This is a genomic window from Kitasatospora purpeofusca (genome assembly GCF_034043715.1).
GTDB lineage: Bacteria > Actinomycetota > Actinomycetes > Streptomycetales > Streptomycetaceae > Kitasatospora > Kitasatospora purpeofusca_A.
Map to the genome: position 1 here is coordinate 36,409 of NZ_JAXCLC010000051.1, position 23,386 is coordinate 59,794.

Annotated in this window: 21 protein-coding genes and 1 pseudogene; 15 read left to right on the forward strand and 7 right to left on the reverse strand. The window is 74.9% G+C overall.

Features of this window, described 5'->3' with window-relative positions:
- Positions 1-29: 29 nt before the first annotated feature.
- From SM793_RS24375 to SM793_RS24405, 7 genes are all read right to left on the reverse strand, one after another.
- The gene (locus SM793_RS24375) at positions 30-1,094 is read right to left on the reverse strand and encodes a glycosyltransferase family 2 protein (protein ID WP_320440424.1); all 1,065 of its coding nucleotides are present in this window, start codon (positions 1,092-1,094) and stop codon (positions 30-32) included.
- Positions 1,091-2,761, reverse strand: a complete 1,671-nt coding sequence (locus SM793_RS24380; RefSeq protein ID WP_320440425.1) for a carbamoyltransferase — start codon at positions 2,759-2,761, stop codon at positions 1,091-1,093. Before SM793_RS24380 ends, SM793_RS24375 begins: the two co-directional genes overlap by 4 nt.
- 119 nt (positions 2,762-2,880) lie before the next feature.
- A complete protein-coding gene (locus SM793_RS24385; RefSeq protein WP_320440426.1) occupies positions 2,881-3,840 on the reverse strand; it encodes an NAD-dependent epimerase/dehydratase family protein in 960 nt (319 codons plus the stop codon).
- Between the two features lie 258 nt (positions 3,841-4,098).
- Positions 4,099-5,067, reverse strand: a complete 969-nt coding sequence (locus tag SM793_RS24390; protein WP_320440427.1) for a polysaccharide pyruvyl transferase family protein — start codon at positions 5,065-5,067, stop codon at positions 4,099-4,101.
- Entirely contained in the window at positions 5,064-5,600 is a 537-nt protein-coding gene (locus SM793_RS24395; protein WP_320440448.1) for a type 1 glutamine amidotransferase domain-containing protein, read from the reverse strand. The genes SM793_RS24390 and SM793_RS24395 overlap by 4 nt, the downstream gene beginning before the upstream one ends.
- Positions 5,601-5,775: 175 nt before the next feature.
- Complete coding sequence (locus tag SM793_RS24400) at positions 5,776-6,267, reverse strand: DUF6328 family protein (protein ID WP_320440428.1); 492 nt, start codon at positions 6,265-6,267, stop codon at positions 5,776-5,778.
- Between the two features lie 58 nt (positions 6,268-6,325).
- Positions 6,326-7,249, reverse strand: coding sequence for an ANTAR domain-containing protein (locus SM793_RS24405; protein ID WP_320440429.1), 924 nt, complete (start codon positions 7,247-7,249; stop codon positions 6,326-6,328).
- A 535-nt stretch (positions 7,250-7,784) separates the two neighbouring features.
- Between SM793_RS24405 and SM793_RS24410 the strand changes: the two genes are divergently transcribed.
- From SM793_RS24410 to SM793_RS36480, 15 genes and pseudogenes are all read left to right on the forward strand, one after another.
- Positions 7,785-8,609, forward strand: coding sequence for an STAS domain-containing protein (locus SM793_RS24410; protein WP_320440430.1), 825 nt, complete (start codon positions 7,785-7,787; stop codon positions 8,607-8,609).
- Between the two features lies 1 nt (position 8,610).
- The gene (locus SM793_RS24415) at positions 8,611-9,588 is read left to right on the forward strand and encodes a sensor histidine kinase (protein ID WP_320440431.1); all 978 of its coding nucleotides are present in this window, start codon (positions 8,611-8,613) and stop codon (positions 9,586-9,588) included.
- A 187-nt stretch (positions 9,589-9,775) separates the two neighbouring features.
- The gene (locus SM793_RS24420) at positions 9,776-10,507 is read left to right on the forward strand and encodes a GAF and ANTAR domain-containing protein (RefSeq protein WP_320440432.1); all 732 of its coding nucleotides are present in this window, start codon (positions 9,776-9,778) and stop codon (positions 10,505-10,507) included.
- A gap of 37 nt (positions 10,508-10,544) precedes the next feature.
- Positions 10,545-11,285 carry a GAF and ANTAR domain-containing protein gene (locus SM793_RS24425; RefSeq protein ID WP_320440433.1) on the forward strand — a complete coding sequence of 247 codons (741 nt, stop codon included), beginning with the start codon at positions 10,545-10,547 and terminating at the stop codon, positions 11,283-11,285.
- Positions 11,286-11,507: 222 nt separating this feature from the next.
- Positions 11,508-12,170, forward strand: coding sequence for a hydrolase (locus SM793_RS24430; RefSeq protein ID WP_320440434.1), 663 nt, complete (start codon positions 11,508-11,510; stop codon positions 12,168-12,170).
- A gap of 5 nt (positions 12,171-12,175) precedes the next feature.
- On the forward strand, positions 12,176-12,697 hold the full coding sequence (locus tag SM793_RS24435; RefSeq protein ID WP_320440435.1) for a DoxX family protein: 522 nt from the start codon (positions 12,176-12,178) through the stop codon (positions 12,695-12,697).
- Between the two features lie 88 nt (positions 12,698-12,785).
- Positions 12,786-13,394, forward strand: a complete 609-nt coding sequence (locus SM793_RS24440; protein WP_320440436.1) for a DNA starvation/stationary phase protection protein — start codon at positions 12,786-12,788, stop codon at positions 13,392-13,394.
- Positions 13,394-14,128: an acetate uptake transporter family protein gene (locus tag SM793_RS24445; RefSeq protein WP_320440437.1), complete on the forward strand. Its 735-nt coding sequence runs from the start codon at positions 13,394-13,396 to the stop codon at positions 14,126-14,128. Before SM793_RS24440 ends, SM793_RS24445 begins: the two co-directional genes overlap by 1 nt.
- 62 nt (positions 14,129-14,190) lie before the next feature.
- Positions 14,191-14,916: an alpha/beta hydrolase gene (locus tag SM793_RS24450; protein WP_320440438.1), complete on the forward strand. Its 726-nt coding sequence runs from the start codon at positions 14,191-14,193 to the stop codon at positions 14,914-14,916.
- A 163-nt stretch (positions 14,917-15,079) separates the two neighbouring features.
- Positions 15,080-16,417, forward strand: a complete 1,338-nt coding sequence (locus SM793_RS24455) for an ABC transporter substrate-binding protein (RefSeq protein WP_320440439.1) — start codon at positions 15,080-15,082, stop codon at positions 16,415-16,417.
- Positions 16,417-17,382, forward strand: a complete 966-nt coding sequence (locus SM793_RS24460; RefSeq protein ID WP_320440440.1) for a sugar ABC transporter permease — start codon at positions 16,417-16,419, stop codon at positions 17,380-17,382. Before SM793_RS24455 ends, SM793_RS24460 begins: the two co-directional genes overlap by 1 nt.
- A complete protein-coding gene (locus SM793_RS24465; RefSeq protein WP_320440441.1) occupies positions 17,379-18,266 on the forward strand; it encodes a carbohydrate ABC transporter permease in 888 nt (295 codons plus the stop codon). Before SM793_RS24460 ends, SM793_RS24465 begins: the two co-directional genes overlap by 4 nt.
- Complete coding sequence (locus tag SM793_RS24470) at positions 18,263-21,049, forward strand: ATP-binding protein (RefSeq protein ID WP_320440442.1); 2,787 nt, start codon at positions 18,263-18,265, stop codon at positions 21,047-21,049. The genes SM793_RS24465 and SM793_RS24470 overlap by 4 nt, the downstream gene beginning before the upstream one ends.
- A gap of 91 nt (positions 21,050-21,140) precedes the next feature.
- Complete coding sequence (locus tag SM793_RS24475; RefSeq protein ID WP_320440443.1) at positions 21,141-21,977, forward strand: alpha/beta hydrolase; 837 nt, start codon at positions 21,141-21,143, stop codon at positions 21,975-21,977.
- Positions 21,978-22,293: 316 nt separating this feature from the next.
- A pseudogene (locus SM793_RS36480) lies at positions 22,294-22,788 on the forward strand (ATP-binding protein); the annotation flags it as partial.
- Between the last annotated feature and the right edge of the window lie 598 nt (positions 22,789-23,386).

Sequence of the window (23,386 nt, forward strand, 5' to 3'; positions counted from 1 at the left end):
GTTCTCTCCTCGGCTGAGCCCCGCGGGGCTCAGAGGTGGGCCGGAACCGGCCGTCCGCCGTCGGTCGGGTGCGCGGACCGGGGCCCGGCGTCCGGCGCGGGCCGCCAGGGCGCCACCCGGCGGTGCCGCAGGCGGCCCGCGGCCCAGTGGTAGCCGGCGGCGGGCGGGATCGCGGCGCTGGTGAGCAGCATCGTCGTGACTTCGTCCGTGAGCCGCGGCCCGGGAGCGATCCTGGCCAGCGCGAACTCCCCGGTGCCCGCGAGCCACAGCCCCGCCAGCGCCAGGGAGGCGCGGGGGCGGCGGGCCAGTCCGGCGGCGGCGGCGCCGACCAGGCAGCCGGTGATCGCCAGGTGCCGCGGCAGCCGGCCGCGGGCCGCCCCGGCCCGGTGCCACCAGCGCCGGCCGTGCAGCCGGTTCATCAGGACGTCGTCCGCGTTCCCGGCCTGCTGGCGCAGGGACACCCAGCGGTCGGCCGGCCGGACGGGGTGCAGGGTGGTGCGTGCGCCCTGGGTGAGGTTCCAACCGGCGTCGAGGACGCGCAGCGCCAGGTCGGCGTCCTCGCGGAACGCCCTGCGGAAGCGCTCGTCGAAGCCGCCGACCTGCTCCAGGGCGGCGCGGCGGTACGCCATGTCCGCGGTGATCCACAGCGATCGGGAGAGCCCGGCCGTCGACCGTTCCCAGTCGGTCGGCCGCCGGTCGGCGGGCAGCGGGACCACGATGGTGCCCTGGCTCCCGCCGGTGCGCCGCCCGCAGGCGGCGAGGTCGGCGGCCAGGTCGGCCGACCAGGTCGGTCCCGGCACCGTGTCGTCGTCCAGGAAGGCGATCCATTCCTGTTCGACGCCGCGCCAGCCGGTGTTGCGGGCGGCCGCCGGGCCGTTCCCGCAGCCGGCCACCACCGAGGTCCGGTCCCGGAGGGAGGGCGGGATCTCGACGTCCAGCGGCCCGCAGTCGGTCAGCGGCCGGTCGTCCACCAGCACCACCCGCTCCGGTGCCGGACCGCGGGCGCCGGCGAGTGCGGCGAGGGTGACGGAGAGGCTCGGCCGGCCGAGCGTGGGGACGACCACCGCGTAGGAGGGACCGGTGCCGTTCGTCATGCCCGCGCCTCCGACCGGTCCGGCCCGGCGAACAGGCTCCTCCGGCGGACGACGAACGGTCCGAGGGCGAGCAGGTCGATCGGCGCGGAGCCGAAGCACTCCAGGGCGTCCCTGACGTCGTCCACCATCGGGCGTCCGGCCGTGTTGAGGCTGGTGTTGACCACCACGGGGAGGCCGGTGAGCAGCTCGAACCGCTCCAGCATCCGTGCCGTCAGCGGGTCGTCCACGGGATCGACGCTCTGGATCCGGGCGGTGCCGTCCACGTGGACCACGGCGGGGATCCGGTCCCGCCACTCGGGTGCGACCTCGTGGACGAACAGCATGTAGGGGCTCGGGTGCCGACCGCTGAAGATCTTCGGCGCCCGGTCGGCGAGGACCATCGGCGCGACGGGCCGGAACTGCTCCCGCCCCTTGACGTCGTTCAGCCGTTCGAGGTTCCCGGCCCGGCCGGGGTGGGCGAGCAGCGAGCGGTGGCCGAGCGCGCGCGGGCCGAACTCGGACCGGCCCTGGAACCACGCGACGATACCGTCCGCGGCCAGTTCCCCGGCCACCTCCGCGGCGATGTCCTCGGACCGTTCGTAGGGGACGGCGGCGCCGCGCAGCCAGGCCTCCAGCTCGTGGTCGGCCCAGCCCCGGCCGAGGTCGGCGCCGGCCATCGGTTCCGGCTCCTCCCCGGCCGAGGCCGCCAGGTGCAGCGCGGCGCCCAGCGCGGTGCCCGCGTCCCCCGCGGCCGGTTGCACCCAGACCCGGTCGAACGGGCCCTCGGCCGCGATCCGGGAGTTCGCCACGCAGTTCAGCGCCACCCCGCCCGCCAGTGTCAGCAGGCGGTCGTGGGTCCGTCCGTGCAGCCAGCGCGCCAGGTCCAGCAGTACCTCCTCGAGCACCCGCTGCGCGGAGCACGCGAGGTCGGCGTGGGCCGGGGTCCACTCCTGGCCGGGCCGCAGGGCCGGTGCGAACGCGGCCCACGGCACGCCGGCCGCGTGGAACCCGCCGTCGCCGGTGGAGTAGACGTGCCGGCGCAGCTCCGCCACCGACGTCGGCGACCCGTAGGAGGCCATCGCCATCACCTTGTACTCGTCCGAGGAGCGGAGGAACCCGAGGTGCTGGGTCAGCTCCTCGTACACCAGGCCCATCGAGTGCGGGAGTTCCTGGGCCGCGAGCTGTTCCAGCCGCGGGCCGACCCGGCGGGCGGCCAGGTGCGACGTCGCCTCGCCCCGGCCGTCGAGCACCAGGACCGAGGAGGGGTCGTTGTCCCCGTCGGCCGCGAAGGCGGCGGACGCGGCGTGCGCGACGTGGTGCGGGACGAACCTGACCTTGGCGGGGTCCAGCCCGGGCAGCGCCTCGGCGAGGAAGTTCGGGGCCTCGCGGGCGTAGGTGAGCCTGAGGTGGTCCCAGGGGTCGTCCAGTCCCAGCTGCTCGGCGGGCCGGGCGAGCGCCGGATCGAAGGAGTAGCCCACCAGGTCGAGTTCCTCCGGGCGGATGCCCGCGTGCTCCAGGCACCAGCGGGCGGCCTGTTCGGGCAGCTCCCAGGCGGAGAACGGCAGCGGGCGCTTGCCGTGTTTACGGCGGCTGAAGCGTTCCTCCTCCGCTGCGGCGACCGTCCGCCCGTCGATGACGAGGGCGGCGGCGGGGTCGTGGAAGAGGGCGTTGATGCCGAGAATGCGCATGGTCGTGACGGCCTTCCGGATCGGCGGCGGATCCCGCACGTCAGGGAGTGGGTCGGGTCGGGAGGGCTGCTCAGGGCTCCGGGGTACGCAGGCCCCGGGGTACGCAGGCCCCCGGCTGCTCAGGCCCCGGGGTGCTCGCGGAACCAGTCGATGGTGCGGGCCAGCCCCTCGCGGGCCGGCACCAGCGGTTCCCAGCGGAGCTTGCCGCGCGCCAGGGTGATGTCGGGGCACCTGACCGCGGGGTCGTCGGTGGGGCGTGCGATGAACTCCACCGTCGACGCGGAACCGGTGAGCTCGATGACGAGCCGGGCCAGTTCCAGCATGGTGAACTCGGTGTCGTTGCCGAGGTTCACCGGACCGGACAGCTCGGAGAAGGCCATGGCCAGGATGCCGTCCACGGTGTCGCTCACATACGTCAGGGAGCGGGTCTGGCTGCCGTCACCGGTCACCGTCAGGGGCTCGCCGGCCAGCGCCTGGCGGATGAACGTCGGCACCGCCCGCCCGTCGTGGGACCTCATCCGGGGCCCGTAGGTGTTGAACAGGCGGACGATCGCGGTGTCCACCCCCTCGGCGGCGGCCTCGGCCGTGGTCAGCGCCTCGGCGAACCGCTTCGCCTCGTCGTAGACGCTCCTCGGCCCCACCGGGTTGACGTTGCCCCAGTAGGTCTCGCTCTGCGGGTGCTGCAGCGGGTCGCCGTAGACCTCCGAGGTGGAGGTGAGCAGGAACCTCGCGCCGTGCCGCTGGGCCAGTGCCAGCGCGTTGCGGGTACCCAGGCTGCCGGCGTCGAGGGTGTGGACCGGGAGCCGGAGGTAGTCGGCGGGCGAGGCGGGCGAGGCGAGGTGCAGGACGAGGTCCACGGGCCGGTCGATGTCCAGCCGGTCGGCGACGTCCGCCTCCCGGAGTTCGAAACCGGGACGGCCGGCCAGGTGGCGCACGTTGTCCGGCGAACCGGTGCAGAAGTCGTCGACGCAGGTGACGGCATGGCCGAGCCGGACGAGTTCCGTGCACAGGTGGGAGCCCACGAAGCCGGCTCCTCCCGTCACGACGGCGTGCAGGTGGTCGGTCGGCAAGCTCTCCATGGATGTCCTCCCGGTCGTCGCGGACCTACGGTGTCGCCACTCCTCAACCAGCTTTGGCAAGCTCGGGCCGCCCCGCCACTCGGCCCGCGGCGCGTCCCGCCCCCGGCCCCGCACCGCGCGCCGCGCCCCCGGCCCGGTCGTCCCGGCCACGGCGGCGGGTTCTCCGGGCGATCCGGAGCCGGCGGCGCCGGGGCGTGACCCCGACGACCGACGGCGGCGGACGGGTGCTCCATCCGGAGGAACGGCGGTCGGCCCCCGTCACGGATCCGCCCGACCGGGGCCGGCGGTCAGCTCCGTCACCAGCGCGCCCAGCAGGGCGCTGTCGCCCCCGGCCGGAAACCTTCGGGCGGTGTCCCGTCCGGCGGCGGACAGGCACCAGCGCAGCAGTCCGGCCAACTCCTCGGGGCCGGCGCGCTCGGCCGGCAGCAGGGCGGGCCAGCCGAGGACCCGCGCCTGGGCGCTCACCTTCGCGCCCCCGGCCACGGGGTCCACGGCCAGGACGGGCACCCCGGCCTCGAGCCCGAGGACGAGACCGTGCAGCCGGGTGGTGACCAGGGCGTCGGCCCGGCTCAGCAGAGCCCTCAGCTGTGCGGGGGTGGAGCACATCCGCCAGTCGTCGGCGTCCAGGCGGGTGTCCAGCGGCAGGCGGGCGGCGCCGACCCCGCGCAGCCACTCGACGACGGCCCCGGTCACCAGGTCGTGCCGGCGCCGGTCCCCGTACTCCCGCTGCCCCTGGGTCAGCAGTACCGCCAGCACGGGGACCTCGGCCGGGCGCGGCGCGGCGAGCGCGAGGTCCGGCACCGGCGGCAGCAGCGGGGCGTCCCTCGCCAGGAGGGTGTGGAAACCGGTGACGGCCCGGTCGGCGGGGTCGGGTACGGAGACCCCGACGGCGATCCGGCGGCAGTGCGCGAACCGGTGGTGGAGTTCGGCGAGCGGCGCGGGCAGACCGGGGCCGGGCGGGCACGAGTGGACCGGGCCGCAGGCGAAGACGAGGTGGCTGTAGCGGGACGGGTCGACGCGGTCCAGGCTCAGGGCGGCCGGCCGGAACCGGGGCGACCAGGCGACGTCGTAGCGGATCGACGCCTTCCGGAGGGCCGCTTCGACGGCCTCGCCGGCCAGCACGTCGCCGGCGGTGGCCTCACCGTGCAGAAAGCTGTACCAGCCCGTCAGCAGCACCCGCCGCGGCGGGCCGGGCGCGGTGCTCCCCGCGGCGGGGGCGGCGGTCACGAGGCGGCGAAGACCGTGACCAGGGCTTCGTCGAACGCGGGCAGGTCGTCCGGCTTGCGGCTGGTCACCAGGACGCTGTCGCCGTCCCGGCAGACGACGACCCGCTCGTCGGTCCACCGCGCCCCCGCGTTGACGAGGTCGGTGCGCAGGCTGGGCCAGGAGGTCAGACTGCGTCCACGCACGACGTCGGCCTCGATCAGGGTCCAGGGGGCGTGGCAGATCGCCGCGACGGGCTTCCCCCGGTCGAAGAACGACCGGACGAAGTCGACGGCGGCGGAGTCCAGACGCAGGGCGTCGGGGTTGGCCACCCCGCCCGGAAGGATCAGGGCGTCGTAGTCCCCCGGGGCGACGTCGGCGACCACCCCGTCCACGGCGAAGGTGTCGGCCCGGTCGAGGTGGTCGAAGGCCTGGATCCGGCCTTCACGGGTGGACAGCAGCGGCGCCGCGCCGCCGGCCTCGAGCACGGCCTGGCGGGGTTCGGTCAGTTCGACCTGTTCGACGCCCTCGGGGGCGACGAGCAGCGCGACGGTCATGCCTTGCAGACTGGTCATGGGGAATCCCTCGATGTGGATGCGGCGTACGGCCGGGGCCCGGCCACGGTGGCGCTCACCCTCCCTCCGTCACCACTGCGCTCCCCCTGCGCCTGACCGGCACGCGGAGACTGAAACACCCGGCTTCCGCCCGGGCCCGGCCCGGGCGGTCTCCCGGTCAGCGTCGCCGTTGCCGCTCACCGTGGCGCAGCACCGCGTGCGGCAGTACCAGCCAGCACCCCACGAACCACGCCAGGACGGCGCCGCTGAGGAGCCAGGCCACCGCCGACGTCTGCAGCGCGGTGCGCAGCAGGAGCAGCAGGGCGCCGGTGATGGTGAGGGCGAGCAGGACCAGGCCGGCGGTGATGAGATGTCCGGCGACGCGGATGAGCTCGGGTTTCATGCCCCGTCCGGCCAGCAGCCGGTGGAACGCGACAGGGGCGATGAGGGTCCCGGTGGCGACGGCGCCGAGGACGACGGTGGCGACGTACAGGTGCCGGTCGAAGTCGGGCAGTGTGGTGAAGCGGGGCATGAAGACGACGGACAGGAGGAAGCCGAACAGGATCTGCGCGCCGGTCTGGCAGACGCGGACCTCCTGGAGCATCTCGTTCCACAGCCGGTCGGCCCGTTCGGCGGGTGTCTCGTCGCGGCCGGTGCCGTTGCGGGTCATGGCCTGTCCTCCGGTCTGCCGGGTCGGGTGAGGCGGGGGGTGATGCGTCCGGCCGGTGTCAGGGGCCGGTCGGCGGGACGCGTTCCGTGGAGTCCAGCAGGTGGGCGACGAGGGTGGGCAGGTCGGTGTCGAGCTGCCGGGCGCCCCGGACGAGCAGGTCGAGGGCGGCCAGCGGCGTGAGGCCGTGGCGTTCCATGAGGATGCCGACGGCCCGGCCGGTCCGGCGGCGGCGGTCCAGGAGGTGGGCGACGGCGCGGGCGAGGTCGGCGTGGTCCAGGGCGATGCGGGCGTGCGCGGCGTGGACGGCGGCCAGGCGGCGCACGGTGGGGCCCGGCGTGTGGGGGGTGCGCAGGTACAGGCTGAGGGTGGTGTGGTGGTCGAAGCCGGACGCGAGCACGACGGCGACGGCGCTGCGGATCCCGTACCGGCCGGCCGCGGCGATGACGGGGGTGCTGGGGGCGGCGGGCCCGAAGGCGGCGGTGGCGGTGCCGTCGACCGTGGCGCGGGCGTCGACGACCGGTCCCCGGCCGGTGCCGATCTGGAGGCGGTCGAGCAGGCCGTGGGCGGGTGACGTCGAGGCCAGGACCAGGGCGGTGCCGTCGGGACGCCAGCGGGTCACCCCGGCGGCCGCGCAGGAGGGGACCAGGACGGTGGTGAGGCGGAGGACGTCGTCCAGGGTCCGCTGCGGCGTGAAGGTGGCGGGGACGGTGGCGGCCAGGTCGGCGAGGACGTCGTCGAGGGGGGTGCTGCGGGGCAGCGGGGCGGGTGGGGCGGCGGGCCCGGGCGGCGTGGCCGGCGGCGGGGCCGCCCGCAGCAGGTCGCGGGCCCGGCGGACGGCTTCGGCGGGCTCGGACGTGCCGGTGTAGACGCCGAGGGCGTAGTGGATCGCCTCGGTCCGGTGCGGCGTCCCGGGGTCGCCGACCGGGAGCTGGTCGAGTTCGGCGACCAGCTCCTGAAGGGCCGCGAGGTTCACCAGGGGCATGTCGACTCCTCCTCCTTCCGGACCCGGACAGCCACACACCGTACCGCCGCGCGTGCGGAGGGTGGCCGACAGCGGTGCGGCGGCACGTCGTGTCGTGCCACCGCGCGCCCGCGGCGTTCCGCTCCCCCGCCCGGCTCGCCGGGCCGGCCGGGGGAGGATCGCGCCCGGCGGGGGGCGTCAACTCCGCGGCGGACTCTTCATCCACGAGGCGGACCCGCCGCCGGCGGGTGCGGGTCCCGGCTCCCGGGTCGGGGGGCCACGGGAACGGGGCCCGCACCGGGCCTCGGCCACACCACCCACCCGGTGCCGCCGAGCCGCGAGCCCCCGGGGGGCCGTAGCGGCACCACGCGCCAAGGGCTCCGGAGCGGCCCCCGGGCGGATGCCCGGCAACCGCCGCCGCTGCGCGCTTGCCCGGACCGGGTCGGCCCAAACGCGGCCGGCGTACCGGGGCGGTCCGGGGCCCGCTCCGGGACGTTGACTGGGAAAAGACGGCGAACCATGATGTAAGGGACATCAGTGGCTCAAAGGGGCAGCCATGGGAGCGCGAGTACGAGGTGGCGCGTCCTCCGGCTCCGGCACGGACCCGCGGCAGCTCGTCGTGGAGCGGCACGTCGGGCCCGAGGGCGCCCGGGTCGCGGTGCGCGGCGCCGTCGACCTCGACAGCGCGCCGGAACTGCGCCGGGCGCTGCTGTCGGCGCTTCGCGCCACCGATCACTCGCTGGCCCTCGACCTGTCCGGGATCTCCTTCTGCGACTGCGCCTGCCTCAACGTGCTGCTCGAACTCCGCCGTCGGGCCGGTGCCGCCGGACGGGCCGTCGTGGTGAGCGGGTGCAGCCGGGCGGTGCTCCGCCTGCTGGACCTGACCGGCACCCTCGACCTCCTGCTCCCGGCCCGCCACGCCCGCCACGACCCGCACGCACCGCACGCCCCGCACGCACCGCACGCCCCGCACGCACCGCACGCCCCGCACGCACCGCACGCCCCGCACGCACCGCACGCCCCGCTCCGGCGCGGGCGCTCGCCGGCGAGCAGCCACTCGCAGCTCCTGCGGCTCCGCGGCGCGCGGACGACGGCGACCGGCCCGCGGGCGGCGCGCGCGGCGGGCACGGCCGTGCGGGACCCCTTCGGCGTGGACGGCCGGGTCGTCGCCGCGCGGCTCTCCGCGCGCGCGGCGGTCGAGCGGGCGAAGGGCATGCTCGCCGAGGCTTCGGGCGTCACCCCGGACGAGGCCGGCGACCTGCTGCGGGACCGCTGCCGGCGCAGCGGGCGGAGCCGGACCCGGACGGCCCGCGACCTGCTCGACGGACTCCTCGCCCCCGCCGACATCGCGGCACCGGTCGCCACGGGGCGGAGGCAGTGACATGAGGGACGTCGACCCAGGACCGGCAGCCGGGGGACCCCCGTCGGGGTTCCGGCACAGCCTCCATCCCTACGCAGGGGACTCCGAGTTCCTGAACGGGACGATGTCCTTCATCGAGGGTGCGCTCGCCGAGCGGGAGACCGTCCTCGTCGCGGTGGACGAGCGCAAGAGCAGGCTGCTGCGGGCCGAGCTGACGGGGCCCGCCGCCGCGAGCGTGTCGTTCCTCGACAGCGACGCCCTCGACGGCAATCCGGCCCGGCTCATCCCGGCCTGGCGGGAGCGGATCACCGCCGCCGCGCGCGGCGGCCGACCGGTCCGGGCCGTCGGCGAGTCCCGCTGGACCGGACGCACCGCCGCCCAGAGCACGGAGCTGCGGCACCACGAGCGGCTCCTCAACCTCGCCTTCGCCCGCAGCTCGCCCGCCTGGTGGCTGCTCTGCCCCTACGACACGGGTTCGGTCGACCCGGAAGCGCTGGTGTCGGCCAGGCGCTGCCACCCGCTGCTGATCACCGCGGGGCAGCACGGCCCGAACGGGGCCTTCGTCGACGGTCCCTACCAGGCCGACCGGCTGACCGGTCCCCCGGCCGCCCACGAGATCCTGTCCTTCGGCCCCGGCGACCTGGGGTCGGTGCGGACCCTGGTCGCCGGCCTCGCGCGGCGCCACGGCCTCGACGCCGCCCGGACCCTCGACCTGACGCTCGCGGCCGGCGAGGTCGCGACCAACAGCCTCCAGCACGGCGGGGGCTCCGGCACCGTACGGACCTGGGCGGAGGACGGCACCCTCGTATGCGACTTCCACGACAGCGGACACCTGACGGACCCGTTGGCGGGGCGGGTCAGACCGGCACACGCCCGACCGGGCGGGCGGGGGCTCTGGCTGGTCCAGCAGGTCTGCGACACCGTCCAGATCAGCTCCACCCCGTGGGACGGCACCACCGTCCGGCTGCACATGGCCGTGGCCGGCACGGGATCCTGCTGAACCCGCGGACCGCCCCGCCTCCCGGGCCCCGCCGGTCCGGGGCCCGGCGGTCCGGGGCTCGGCGGTGCCGACGCGGCCGGACCGGGGGTGCGCGCCATCCGCGTGGGATCCTCGTACCCTCGGTACCGGACAGCGGCAGCCGATCCGTCCCGGGCGCGGGACGGGAGCACGCGATCAGGGTGGTGGCATGAGTGAGCGGGCCCGTGCGGGCCGGATCCTGGCGGACGCCGTCGCCCGCGAGGACGGCACGCCCCTTCCGGAGCGCCTGTGCGCCGCCTGCGTGCAGGCCCTGTCCGTCACGGGCGCCGTCATCGCGCTGACCGGTGACGGCGACGCCCCGCCGCACGCCCTGTTCGCCAGCGACAGCGCGGCCGCCTCCGCGGAGGAGCTCCAGTTCACCCTGGGCGAGGGCCCCTCCGTCGAGGCCCTTCGCACGGGTGTACCGGTACTGGCCTACGACCTGCCGGGGCCGGGCGGCGACCGCTGGCCCGTCCTCAGCTCCACCCTGCCGAACTCCCCGCCCCGCATCGCCACGATCCTGGCCTCCCCGCTACGGCTCCACGGCAGCCCGTTCGGCGTCCTCAGCCTCCACCGCGACCACGACGAACCGTTCCGGCGGGAGGACCTGGACGCCGTCCAGGTCGCGGTCGACACCAGCGCCCTCGCCCTGCTCGCCGCCTTCGAGGCCGCTCCCGGCCTCCCCCCGTGGCTCGAGACGCCGGGACCGGACGGCGTCGAGGTGGACCAGGCCGTCGGCATGATCATGGTGCAGCTCGCCGTCCCGGCCGAGACGGCGCTGGCCAGGCTGCGGGCCAGGGCCTTCGCGGAGGGCGCGTCCGTCGGGACCCTCGCGCACGAGGTCGTGGCCCGGCGCCTGCGGTTCACCGACGACCGGACGGACAATGACCGACAGCCGTAGAAGGGGCGTAGCGTTGGCAGGGAAAGCGGAGGTGGCCATGGAACCCGAGAGGCGGCAGACCGAGGCGTTCGCGGGCCTCACCGAGTCACTGGTCACCGACTTCGACCTCGCCGAGATCCTGACCCGGGTGACGGAGTACTGCGTCACCCTGTGCTCGGCCGACGGGGCGGGCATCGTCGTGGTGGACGCCGACGGCTCCCTCCGCGACATCGCCTACTCCGGCGACGCCGTCCGCCGGCTGGAGTCCTTCCAGACCAGCCTGGGCGAGGGCCCCTGCGTGGACTGCGTGCGGACCGGCCGGGCCGTCACGGGAGTCGACCTCACCACCGCGGACGAGCGGTGGCCGCGCTTCGCCCCGGCCGCGCGCCGGGCGGGCTACGCCTCCGCCCGGGCCCTGCCGCTGCGCGTCGGCAGCACCGTGGTGGGCGCGCTCAACCTGTTCGACACCGAGGTCGGCGATTCGCCGGAGGCCGACCTGCTCCGGGCCCAGACCCTCGCGGACCTCGCCGTGATCGCCCTCGTCCAGCACGGCGCCGGCAGCGCCGCCTCGCGGGCCAGGGAAGGGGTCGCCCACACCCTGCGGACCCGCTCCCTCATCGAACGGGCCAAGGGCATCCTCGCGGAGAGCGGCGACCTGACCATGGACCAGGCCGACCTGCTGCTGCGCACCCACGCCCGGAACAACGGGGACGGCAGTCTCAGCCTCCTCGCCGAGAAGCTCGTCGGCCGCGAGGTCACCGCGCAGCGCGTCCTCTCCCCCACCGACGCCCCCGCCTGACACCACCACCTGACACCACCGCCCGACACCACCGCCCGACTCCACCGGCGTGGGCGACCGGGGCGGACGCCGCTTCGCCGCGCGCCCGACGGGTAGTGCGCTGGCGCGCCAACTCCTGGGCGCAGGTGGAAAAACCGACCGGTCGATCCGACCGTAGTTTCGGGGTGTGCCGAAGCCGCTCACGCGGTGGGCGCTCCACCGAATGCTTCGAGAGGATCCCTCGTGTTCGACATCACCAAGGTCCAGGCTGCCCCGAGCTCAGACCTCCTCACGCCCGACAACGCGGTCATGCTCTTCGTGGACCACCAGCCGCAGATGTTCTTCGGCACCGGCAGTGGTGACCGCGCCGCGATCATCAACAGCACCGTGGGCCTCGCCAAGGCGGCTCGGGCCTTCGACGTCCCGGCCGTCCTGACCACGGTGGCCGCCGAGTCCTTCTCCGGGCCGCTGCTGCCGCAGCTCGCCGAGGTGTTCCCCGAGCACGGGATCATCGACCGGACCAGCATGAACGCCTGGGAGGACGAGGCCCTGGTGGCCGCCGTCAAGGCGACCGGGCGCAAGAAGATCATCCTCGCCGGCCTGTGGACCGAGGTCTGCCTGGTGCTGCCCGCGCTGTCCGCGCTGGAGCAGGGGTACGAGGTGTACGTGGTCTCGGACGCCTCCGGCGGCGTCAGCCCGGCCGCCCACGAGCACGCGCTGCAGCGGATGATCGCCGCCGGCGCGGTGCCGGTGACCTGGGTGCAGGTGCTCCTCGAGCTGCAGCGCGACTGGGCGCGCCAGGAGACGTACGGCGCCGTCATGGAGATCGTCAAGGCCCACGCCGGCGCGTACGGCCTCGGGGTCGTGTACGCGCAGAGCGTCATCGGCGCGCACGCGGCGGGCTGACCGCCTTGGACACCGGCCTTCTGATCCTGCGTCTGCTGGTCGGCCTGCTCGTCGCCGGCCACGGGGTGCAGAAGATCAGCTCACACCTCGGCGGCAGGGGCCTCGCGGGCGGCACGGAGGAGTTCCGCGCCGACGGCTTCCGCGGCGGAGCGCTCACCGCCCTGGCGGCGGGCGGCGGCCAGATCGGATCCGGTCTGCTGCTCGCCGCCGGCGCCCTGACCCCGCTCGCCGCGACCGGCGTCGTCGGGGTCATGACGGTCGCCCTCACCGTGAAACGGCCCCACGGGCTCTGGGTGCAGAACGACGGGTACGAGTACCCCCTCGTCCTCATCGGCGCCGCCACCGCCCTCGCCGCGACCGGACCCGGCGCGTGGTCCGTCGACGCGGCCCTCGGCCTCACCCCGTACCCGCTCTGGTGGGCCGGCCTCGCGTTCGCGGCCGGCCTCGGCAGCGGGCTGCTCACCCGGCTCGTACTGCACCGCCCGGCCCCGGCGGCGCCGCGGACCGCCGCCTCCGGCGGCCACTGAGCACGAGCCGCGACAGACCGGGTCCGGCCGCCCGCGACCCCCGCGCGGGCGGCCGGGCCCTCCCACTTCTCACCCCAGGAGCCACCCGATGGAAACCGCGACCACCTCGCCCACCACCTCATCCACCGCCGCACCCTCACCCGGCGGCGGTCAGCCGCTGCTGCACCAGAAGGGCGGCGAGACCCAGGCGTTCGGCACGCTGAAGCAGCTGCCGATCGGCCTCGGCCACGACACCCGCAGGTACGCCTGCCAGCGGCTGAACCGCGTACTCGCCGACACGCAGATCCTGTACTCGCTCTACAAGAAGCACCACTGGCTCATGCGCGGAGCGACCTTCTACTCGCTCCACCTGATGCTGGACAAGCACGCGGAGGCCCAACTGGCCATCGTGGACGCGCTGGCCGAGCGGATCCAGAGCCTCGGCGGCGTCGCGGTCTCGGACCCGCGCCACGTCGCGGAACTGACGGCCGTTCCGCGACCGCCGAACGGCGTGGAGAAGGTCCCCGTCATGCTGTCGAGGCTCCTCGACGCGCACGAGCGGATCCTGATCGACGCGCGGGACGCCGCCGCCCGGATCTCGGCCGAGGGCGACGAGGGCAGCACCGACCTGCTCGTCTCCGAGGTCGTCCGTACCGGCGAGACGCAGGTGTGGTTCCTGGCCGAGCACCTCGTGGACACCCCGCTGGTGCAGGGCTGATGGCGGACACGCACGAGGACGCCGTGGTCGGCGGAGCGGCCGGTCGGCCGGCCGCTCCCTCGGGACGCCGCTTCGAACCCGACCTCCGGTCGATGACCCGGATCAACCTCCGCCCCATCGCCTCGCCCATGCCGCTGGGCTTCTTCACGGTGGCGATCGCCTCCGTGATGACGGGGTGCATGCAGCTCGGGATCTTCGAGAGCGGGGCCCGCGGCGCCGTCGCCCTGTGCGTCCTGCCGGCCTTCGCGCTGCAGTTCCTGGTGAGCATTCTGGCGTTCGGCGCCCGGGACGTGATCGCGGCGACGCTGATGGGCGTCTTCGCCGGCAGCTGGCTGGCCTACGGGCTCGTCATGTTCAGCGGCTCGCCCGACGGTCTGCGCGTGCTGGGCGTCTTCAACATCGCGCTCCTGTGCTTCGGGGCGCTGATGACCGCCGTGACCCGGCCCAAGCGCGCGCTGTGGCTCGTCCTGCTGGTCTCGCTGCCCCGCTGGGCCACCACCGGCCTGTCGGGTCTCACCGGCGCCGAGTGGCTCACCCGCACGTCCGGCGCCCTCGGCCTCGTGGTGGCGCTCGTCGCGATGTACACGGCCTTCGCCCTGATGCTGGAGGACATGCGCAGCGAAGAGGTCCTGCCCATCGGCCGCAGCGGTCCGGCGCACACCGCCGTCGAGGGCGGCCTCGCGGTCCAGCTCCGCAACCTGGAGCGCCAGGCCGGCGTGCGCCGGACGCTCTGAACCCCCGGCACCGGTGAACACCGCGGCCGCACAAGTAGCAACGATTGAACAGGAGTTCCCCCATGTCCCGATCCGCCGGACCCACCGTCGTGCTGGTCCACGGTGCTTTCGCCGACGCCTCCAGCTTCGCTCGCGTCATCCCGGAGCTGACCGCCGCGGGCCTGAAGGCAGTGGCTCCCGCCGTGCCCAACCGCGGCCTGGTGGAGGACGCCGCGTACATCGCCTCGGTGATCCGTGCCGTCGACGGCCCGGTGATCCTGGTCGGCCACTCCTACGGCGGCGCCGTCATCACCCTCGCCGGCGTGGAGGAGAACGTCCGGGCGCTCGTCTACCTGGCGGGCTACGCGCTGGAGGAGGGTGAGAGCCTCGGCGAGCTGCAGGGGCGCTTCCCCGACTCCGGCCTCGCCGAGGCGCTCGTCTTCACGCCGTTCCCCGCGGTCGGAGCGGCCGAGGCCGGCACCGACGTCTCGGTGGATGCCGAGCGGTTCCCGGCCCTGTTCGCCGCCGACGTCGACCCCGCGCTCGCCGCGGTGCTCGCCGTCTCCCAGCGCCCGCTGGCCGCGCGGGCCTTCGCGGAGGCGGCCCCGGTCGCGGCGTGGCGGAGCAAGCCGTCGTGGGGCCTCGTCGCCGCCTCGGACCGGACCATCAACCCCGACGTGGAGCGCTACGGCTACGACCGGGCCGGCATGACCACCGTCGAGGTCGACTCCTCGCACCTGGTGATGCTCGCCCGGCCCGAGGCCGTGGTGGAGCTGATCCAGGACGCGGCCCGGTCCGTCGCCGGCTGACCCTCCCGCCACCGGTGCCCCGTGCCGAGCCCACCCCCCCGGTGTGGGCTCGGCACCGCCGCACAGGCCCCTGACCTCGAACGATTGGTTGATTTTGTTCGAACGCTGATAGCTTCGGTCCGCCCCCGAGGACATTCGGCGGGCGAACGGAGGAAGCACAACCATGAGGTTCGGCGCGAGGCTCGCGCTCGCCGTCACCGCCATCGTCGCCATCGTCGTCACGGCCGCCGCATGTGTTGCCCCTCCCGGCGGTTCTCCACGTGACGAGGCCAGGGACTGCGGGCCGTACGCACGGTACGGCCGGCACCCCGCGACCCAGGTCACCGTCTACGCGTCCAGCCGGGACCGGGAGGCGGACCTGTTCGAAGCGGCCTGGGCGGACTTCGCCGCGTGCACCGGCATCGACGTCCAGTACGAGGGGGACGGGGAGTTCGAGGCCCGGATCCAACTCCGGGTCGAGGGCGGCCAGGCCCCCGACGTGGCGTTCTTCGCCCAGCCCGGACTCCTGGAGCGTTTCGCGCGCAAGGGGAGGCTCCGACCCGCGAGCGCGGAGCTGGTGTCGCTGGCGGAGCAGGGCTGGTCGGCGGACTGGAACAGCTACGCGACCGTGGACGGCACCCTCTACGGCACTCCCCTGGTCGCCAACGTGAAGTCGTTCGTCTGGTACTCGCCGAAGTTCTTCCGGGACCGGGGACTGACCGTCCCCCGCACCTGGGCCGAGCTGATGGAGCTGACGGAGAAGGTCGCCGCCTCGGGCGTCAGGCCGTGGTGCGTGGGCCTCGAGTCCGGTGAGGCGACCGGCTGGCCCGTGACGGACTGGATCGAGGACGTCCTGCTCCGCCAGCAGGGGCCGGACGTCTACGACCAGTGGGTCTCCCACCGGATCCCGTTCAACGACCCGCGAGTGGTCCGGGCGATGGACACGGTGGGGTCCGTCCTCAAGAACGACCGCTACACCAACGGCGGCTTCGGGCCGGCCCGCTCGATGGCCTCGATCGCCTACCAGGACGGCGGCCGGCCGATCCTCTCCGGCGACTGCGCGATGCACCGCCAGGCGTCGTTCTACGCCGAGCACTGGCCGAAGGGCACCCGGATCGGGCCGGACGAGGACGTGTTCGCCTTCCTCCTGCCGGGGACGGAGGCGTCCGGCCGGCCCGTGGTGGGCGGAGGCGTGTTCACCGCCGCCTTCACCGACCGGCCCGAGGTCCGGGCCTTCCGGGAGTACCTGGCGAGCGCCGACTTCGCCGACACCCGGATGAAGAAGGGCCCCTTCGTCTCGGCGAACAAGGGCGTGGACCCGGCCGACGCCGCCGGACCGATCGACAGGCTCTCGATCCAGCTGCTGCAGGACCCCCGGACCCAGTTCAGGTTCGACGGTTCCGACCTGATGCCCGCGGCGGTCGGTGCGGGCACCTTCTGGAAGGGAGCCGTGGACTGGATCACCGGCAAGGACACCGAATCGGTGGCGGCGGCCGTCGAACGGTCCTGGCCGGACCGTTGATGCCGTTCGACGTCGCCGCCCAGCAGCCCAAGCTGCTCCACCTCCTCCAGGGCGTCGGCGCGTTCTCGGCCGTGGTCGGCCTGCTCCTGCTGGCACTGCACCGGGGACCGGTGCGCGGGCGCGGCGCCGCCTGCCTGCTGCTGGCCCCCGCGCTGACGCTGCTCACCGTCGGCCTCCTGCTGCCCGGACTGCGCACCCTGGGCCTGTCGTTCATGGACGACGAAGGGGACACCTGGGTCGGGCTCGACAACTACGTGTGGATGTTCACCGACCCCGAGGCGCTGACCGCGCTCCGCAACACCCTGGTGTGGGTGGTGCTCGTGCCGCTGCTGGTGACGGGGACCGGGCTGCTCTACGCCGCGGCCGTCGTGCGCTCGCGGCTGCGGGCGCTCGCCCTGTCCCTGGTCCTGCTGCCGACGGCGGTCTCGTTCGTCGGCGCGGGACTGGTCTGGCGGTTCGTCTACGCCTACCGGCCGGCGGGGGCGGAGCAGATCGGGCTCCTGAACGAACTCGTCGTGGCGTTCGGCGGCGCGCCGAGGCAGTGGCTCGTGGACTCCCCCTGGAACGTCCTGTTCCTCGTCGTGGCGATGGTCTGGACGCAGGCGGGCTTCGCGGCCGTCCTGCTGGCGGGAGCGATCACGGCGGTGCCCGGCGAGATCGTCGAGGCGGCGCGGCTGGACGGCGCGTCGTCGTGGCAGGTCTTCCGGCACGTCACCGTGCCGTCGATCAGGCCCGCGCTGCTCGTCGTCGTCCTCACCGAGGTGGTCGGTACCTTCAAGGCGTTCGACATCGTCAAGACCATGACCGCCGGGCAGTTCGGCACGGGTGTCATCGCCCACGAGATGGTCGAGCAGTCCTTCCGCTACGGCCGGACCGGCCGCGGCGCGGCTCTCGCGGTGCTGCTCTTCCTCCTCGTCGCCCCCGTCGTGGCGCACCAGGTCCGCGCGCGGCGGAGGGCGGGGTGAGGGGCGTCCGGGAGCGGCTCTCCTCCCGCCTGCTCTCACTGACCGCCGTGGTGATCGCGGTCCTGTGGACCACGCCGACGCTCGGCCTGTTCCTGTCCTCGTTCCGACCGGAGGACGAGATCAAGACGACCGGCTGGTGGACGCTGCTCGGCTCGCCCCACGTCACCCTCGACAACTACCGCGAGGTGCTGTTCGGCACCGGCAACGCGTCGGGGCAGCTCGCCGGCCACCTGGTCAACTCTCTCGTCATCACGCTGCCCTCGGTGCTGTTCCCGCTCGTCCTGGCGTTCCTCGCCGCGTACGCCCTGGCGTGGATCGACTTCAGGGGCCGCGACGCGCTGCTCGTCGGCGTCTTCGCGCTGCAGATCGTGCCCCTCCAGATGGCGCTCGTCCCCCTGCTGCGGCTCTTCTCCCGGGGATGGCTGTTCCTGCCCGCCTGGAACGCCGCCGGAACGGCCCGGTTCGACCACCTCTGGTTCGCCCACACCGTCTTCGCGCTGCCGTTCGCCGTGTTCCTCCTCCACAACTCCATGGCGGGGCTGCCCCGGGACCTGGTCGAAGCGGCCCGGGTCGACGGCGCGTCGCACGCCACGCTGCTGCTCCGGATCGTCCTGCCGCTGAGCCGCCCCGCCCTGGTGACCTTCGCGGTGGTCCAGTTCGTCCGGGTGTGGAACGACCTGCTGGTCGCGATGACGCTGTCCGGCGGGGCGGCCGGGACCGCTCCGGTGACGGTCACGCTGGCGGCCATGGCCGGAACGCGCGGCAACGAGTGGCAGCGGCTCACCGCCGGGGCGTTCGTGTCGGCGTTCCTCCCGTTGCTGGTGTTCCTCTGCCTCCAGCGGCACTTCGCCCGGGGGCTGCTCGCGGGGTCCGTCAAGGGATGACGGAGAAGGAGGAGGCCGCGGGCGCGCGGCTGAGCCGGCCGGGCCTGCGCGGCCGGGAGGCCGAGCTGGAGCGGCTCCGTGCCATGGTCGAGGCGGTGCGCGACGGCGAGGGCGGCGGGACGGCCCTGCTCCTGGGTGAGCCGGGGATCGGGAAGACCGTCCTGCTGGAGGAGACCGTCTCGATCGCACGGGCCCGCGGGTTCGTCGTCAGCCGGGGCCGCGCCGAGGAGCTCCACGAGCTGGCACCGCTGGCCTCACTGGCCTCGGGCCTGCTGCACGGCGACCCGCCGCTGCTGGCCGCGGAGGACTTCGCGCACCTGGCCGGCCACCACGACCAGCGCATCTGGCTGGTCGAACGGCTGGCCCAGCTGATCGAGGAGCGCTCCGCGGGCGCGCCCACCCTGATCGCGATCGACGACGTCCAGTGGACCGATCCGCTGAGCCGGTTCGCGCTGAACGTCATGCCGGCCCGGCTGCTGGCCTCCCCGGTCCTGTGGCTGCTCGCGGGCCGGGAGAACCCGGACCTGCGCGGGGACGTACCCCGGACGACGACGCTTCCGCTGCGGCCACTGTCCGGTGCCGCCCTCGCCGAGCTGGCGCGCGACGCACTCGGTGGGACCGCGCCCGAGCACGTCACCGAGCTGCTCGACGGGGCCGGCGGCAATCCGTTCCTCGCGGCGGAGCTGCTGGCGGGCGTCGCCGCGTCGGGCGCGGACGGGGCCGGCCTGCCGGAGCGGCTGGTGCTCGGGGTCCGCGGCAAGCTGTCCGCGCTCCGGCCGGGCACCCTGCAGTTCCTGCGGATCGGCTCGGTCCTGGGACGCGCCTTCCACCTCGCCGACGCCGCGGCCCTGTGCGGCAGGCCCGCCGCGGGCCTCCTCGGTGAACTGCGGGAGGCGATCGCCGCCGGGCTCGTCGAGGACGACGGCGAGCGCCTCGTGTTCCGCCACGACCTGCTCCGTCAGGCGGTCTACGCCGACCTCGCGCCCTCCGCGCGGCGAGCACTGCACCGGGAGGCGGCGAGTCGGCTCGTCGCGGCGGGCCGGACCTCGACCGACGCCGTCCCGCACCTGCTCAAGAGCGCGGAACCCGGCGACGAGGAGGCGGTCCGACTGCTCGGCCGGGCCGCCTCGGACGTGGCCACCGTCATGCCCGACCTCGCCGCCGACCTGTCGGTGCGCGCCATGGAACTGGTGCCGCCGCACGACCCCGCGGTGTTCGGCGCGGGCGAACGGGCCATCACCGCCCTCACCCGCGCGGGCCGGTACACCCGGGCCCGCGGGATCGGCGACGTCCTCCTGGCCCGGCAGCCCCCCTTCGACGTCTTCGCCCGTCTGCAGTCGGTCCTCGGGGACACCCTGTGGCACCTCGACGAGATCCACGAGCTGACCCGCCGCTCGACGGCGGCCCTGGGCGTCGTCACCGACCCGGCGGTCCGCGCCCGGCTGACCGCGCGCCTCGCGCTCGCGCAGTCCCGCGGCCGCGACCTCGGCACCGCCCGCAGGACCGGGGAGCGGGCGGTCGCCGAGGCGGAGTGCGCGCAGGACCGGGAGGCCCGCGTCATCGCCCTGTGGGGCCTCGGCGAGATCGCCCTCAACGCGGGCGAGTGCGCGTCCGCCGTCGACCACCACACGGCGCTCAGCGCGTTCGACGCGGCGTTCCTGCCCGAGGAGGTGGTCGCACGCGTCCACCTGGACGATTTCGACACCGCCCGGCACCTGCTGCGGACGGCGGGCGCCGACCCCGTGCGGCCGGCGATGCTGATGTGGGCCCAGGCGAGCCTGAACCTGGGGCTCGGGCGGCTCGACGACGCGGAGGCCGACCTCGTCACCGTCGAGCGGCTGGAAGCGGACATCCAGGTGCCCGCCAACCTGGTCAACGTGCGGGTGAACCGGGGCCGGCTGGCCCTGCTGCGCGGCGACCGCGAAGCCGCGGAGGAGCACGCCGAGGTGGTCCGGGCGGCGGTGGCCGGCCGGCCGAACACCGGCAACCACGCCGCTCACCAGTACCTGGAGGCCCTCCTCGCCGACGCCGACGGCGACCACACGACGGCGGCCGAACGGGTGCGGTCCGCCCAGCGGGACCACCCCTTCGTCCGCTGGCGGCTCCTGCGCTCCCACTTCGTCGAGGCCGTGCGGATCGCCCTGCGCGCCCGCGACCGGGCACTGGCCGTGGACCTCGCGACCCAGGCGGCCGACTACGCCTCCGACAACCCCGCCGTGCCGACCGCGCAGGGGACCGCGGCCCACACGGCGGCCCTGGTGAACGCCGACCACGGCCTCCTGGAGCGGTCCGTCCGGATCCTCCTCGCCGGGCCCCGGCCCCTGCCCCTCGCGGCGGCCCGCGCCGACCTCGGCCGCGCACTGTCGAGCGCGGGAGACCCCGCCGCGGTCCCCGCGCTGACGAGCGCCTACGAGGCGTACGCCCGGGCGGGCGCCGGCTCCGAGGCCGACCGGGTCCGGGCGGAACTGGACCGCGCCATGACGGGCTCCGGCCGACGCCCGGCCCGTCCCCGCCCCGTCCAGGGGTGGGACGCGCTCACGGCCACCGAACGCAAGGTCGCCCGACTCGTCGCCGCCGGGCACACCAACCGGTCGGCCGCCGCCGCCCTCGTCGTGTCCGCGCACACGGTCAACACCCATCTGACGTCGATCTTCCGCAAGCTCTCGGTGAACTCCCGGGTCCGCCTGACCCGGCTGGTCCTGGCGCAGGCCGGGACCGACGCGGCCGGCCCGCCCCGGTCACCGGACCCTGCGCCCACGGGCAAGGCCCGGGGCGTCGCGTGACAACCGGCGGCACCTGCCCCGCCATAGCGTGACGGCATCGCGCGGCACCACGACGCGCGGACCAGCCCACCCGAAGCGAGGAAGAACAGCCATGCCGTACATCACCGTTGGCCAGGAGAACAGCACCGCCGTCGAGCTCTACTACGAGGACCACGGCACCGGGCAGCCGGTCGTCCTCATCCACGGCTTCCCCCTCGACGGCCACTCCTGGGAGCGCCAGAGCGCCGCGCTCCTCGACGCCGGCCACCGCGTCATCACCTACGACCGCCGCGGCTTCGGCCGGTCCTCCCAGCCGACCACCGGATACGACTACGACACCTTCGCGGCCGACCTGAACAGCGTGATGGAGACCCTCGACCTGAACGACGCCGTCCTCGTGGGCTTCTCCATGGGCACCGGCGAGGTCGCCCGCTACGTCTCCGCGTACGGCTCGGCCCGCGTCGCCAAGGTCGCCTTCCTCGCCTCGCTGGAGCCCTTCCTGCTCAAGACCGACGACAACCCGGACGGCGTCGCCCCGAAGGAGTTCTTCGACGGCGTCGTCGCCGCCGTGAAGGCCGACCGCTACGCGTACTACACCGCCTTCTTCAACGACTTCTACAACCTCGACGAGAACCTGGGCAGCCGTATCAGCGAGGAGGCCGTCCGCAACAGCTGGAACGCCGCGGCCGGTGGCGGCTCCTTCGCCGCCTCGGCGGCGCCGTCGACCTGGTACACCGACTTCCGCGCCGACATCCCGGCCATCGACGTCCCCGCCCTGATCCTGCACGGCACGGCCGACCGCATCCTCCCCGCCGAGAACACCGCGCGTCCCTTCCGCACGGCGCTCCCGTCCGCCGACTACGTCGAGATCGACGGCGCGCCGCACGGCCTGCTGTGGACCCACGCGGAGGAGGTCAACACCGCGCTCCTCGCGTTCCTGGCGAAGTGAGGCCGCTCCCGGCCCTTCACCCGGGGTGACCCGCCCGCGGCAGCCGGCGGACCGGCCCCGCTGCCGCGGGCGCCGACGCCGGACGGCAGGAGTCCCGCGGGTCCGGGAGCCGCGACCACAGGACGCGTGCACGAGGACAGCGGCGCCGCGCGGTCCGGCAGCCCCCTCGAACGGCGGTCCGCCCAGCCGCGCTCCGGCCGGGACCGCTCGGTCCGGGCCACCGCCTGCCCGGGCGGAGCCGTCGTGCCGCATACTGGTCCGCCGTACCGCCGTTGGACGAACCCCGTCCCGTACGGCCCCGGCCGGCGGAGTGAGTGTGGACCGATTGACGACCTGGCCCTCCCCCGGGGATGTCCACGGCGGGGGGACACCGGTCCGCGGCAGGGACGGGGAACTGGCGTTCGTCCGGGCGCGGCTCGACGCCCTCGCCCGGGGGGCGGGCGGGGTCGTCCTCGTCGAAGGCCCCGCCGGCATCGGCAGGTCGCGGATGCTCGTGGAGGCCGCGGCGTCCGCGGAACGGCGCGGGACCAGGACGTTCCGGGGCGGAGCCGACCCCGACGAGCAGTTCGTGCCGCTCGGCCCGCTGCTGGACGGCCTGTTCGCGGGGGAGCAACCCCTCGCCGGCGCCGAGCGGCTGCGGGACCTCGCCGCGGCACCCGGCCAGCGGTTCTGGCTGCTCCAGGAACTGGGCGACCGGCTGCGGGAGGCCACTCGGAGCGGCCCGCTGCTCATCGTCCTCGACGACCTCCAGTGGTGCGACGAACTGACGCTGCTCACCCTCCACACCCTCGCGGTCGCACTCGCCGCGCAGCCGATCCTGTGGCTGGTGGCCGTGCGCCACGGGAGCGTGCCTGCCCGGGTCCGCACGACACTCGACCGGATCCGGCAGGCCGGGGCGCACGAGCTGGTCCTGGAACCACTCGACGACGCGGCGGTCGCCCGGCTCACCGAGGACGTCCTGGGCGCGGTTCCCCACCCGGACGTCCTGCGGGTCGCGCGCCGCGCCGACGGCGTGCCGCTGCTGCTCAGGGAACTGCTCGACGCGATACGGGACGAGGGGCTGGTGACGATCGAGAACGGCACGGCGCGGCTCTCGGCCGGACCCCTCCCCCGCACCCGGCTGCCGTCCGTCGCGGGCCGGCTGGCCCGGCTTCCCGCCGCGGCCCGCGAACTCGTCGAAACCGCGGCCGCGGTGGGACGCCCCGTCACCGTGGCGCTGCTGGCCGAGCTGCTCGGCAGACCACCGGCGACACTGATCAGCGCCATCCAGGACTGCCTCGAATCCGGTCTGCTCGTCGAGAGCGGCGACCTTCTGGCGTTCCGTCACGAGCTGGTCCGTGACGCCGTGGAGGCCGGGCTCCCTCCCGCGCTGCGCCGGACCCTGCGGAGCCGGGCCGCCGAGGAGCCGC

What these genes read in the sequence shown, in the direction of transcription:
- SM793_RS24375 (WP_320440424.1), bottom strand. Translation starts at nt 1,094, where the DNA reads ATGACGAACGGCACCGGTCCCTCCTACGCGGTGGTCGTCCCCACGCTC.
- SM793_RS24380 (WP_320440425.1), bottom strand. Translation starts at nt 2,761, where the DNA reads ATGCGCATTCTCGGCATCAACGCCCTCTTCCACGACCCCGCCGCCGCC.
- SM793_RS24385 (WP_320440426.1), bottom strand. Translation starts at nt 3,840, where the DNA reads ATGGAGAGCTTGCCGACCGACCACCTGCACGCCGTCGTGACGGGAGGA.
- SM793_RS24395 (WP_320440448.1), bottom strand. Translation starts at nt 5,600, where the DNA reads ATGACCGTCGCGCTGCTCGTCGCCCCCGAGGGCGTCGAACAGGTCGAA.
- SM793_RS24400 (WP_320440428.1), bottom strand. Translation starts at nt 6,267, where the DNA reads ATGACCCGCAACGGCACCGGCCGCGACGAGACACCCGCCGAACGGGCC.
- SM793_RS24405 (WP_320440429.1), bottom strand. Translation starts at nt 7,249, where the DNA reads ATGCCCCTGGTGAACCTCGCGGCCCTTCAGGAGCTGGTCGCCGAACTC.
- SM793_RS24410 (WP_320440430.1), top strand. Translation starts at nt 7,785, where the DNA reads ATGGGAGCGCGAGTACGAGGTGGCGCGTCCTCCGGCTCCGGCACGGAC.
- SM793_RS24415 (WP_320440431.1), top strand. Translation starts at nt 8,611, where the DNA reads ATGAGGGACGTCGACCCAGGACCGGCAGCCGGGGGACCCCCGTCGGGG.
- SM793_RS24420 (WP_320440432.1), top strand. Translation starts at nt 9,776, where the DNA reads ATGAGTGAGCGGGCCCGTGCGGGCCGGATCCTGGCGGACGCCGTCGCC.
- SM793_RS24425 (WP_320440433.1), top strand. Translation starts at nt 10,545, where the DNA reads ATGGAACCCGAGAGGCGGCAGACCGAGGCGTTCGCGGGCCTCACCGAG.
- SM793_RS24440 (WP_320440436.1), top strand. Translation starts at nt 12,786, where the DNA reads ATGGAAACCGCGACCACCTCGCCCACCACCTCATCCACCGCCGCACCC.
- SM793_RS24445 (WP_320440437.1), top strand. Translation starts at nt 13,394, where the DNA reads ATGGCGGACACGCACGAGGACGCCGTGGTCGGCGGAGCGGCCGGTCGG.
- SM793_RS24450 (WP_320440438.1), top strand. Translation starts at nt 14,191, where the DNA reads ATGTCCCGATCCGCCGGACCCACCGTCGTGCTGGTCCACGGTGCTTTC.
- SM793_RS24455 (WP_320440439.1), top strand. Translation starts at nt 15,080, where the DNA reads ATGAGGTTCGGCGCGAGGCTCGCGCTCGCCGTCACCGCCATCGTCGCC.
- SM793_RS24460 (WP_320440440.1), top strand. Translation starts at nt 16,417, where the DNA reads ATGCCGTTCGACGTCGCCGCCCAGCAGCCCAAGCTGCTCCACCTCCTC.
- SM793_RS24470 (WP_320440442.1), top strand. Translation starts at nt 18,263, where the DNA reads ATGACGGAGAAGGAGGAGGCCGCGGGCGCGCGGCTGAGCCGGCCGGGC.
- SM793_RS24475 (WP_320440443.1), top strand. Translation starts at nt 21,141, where the DNA reads ATGCCGTACATCACCGTTGGCCAGGAGAACAGCACCGCCGTCGAGCTC.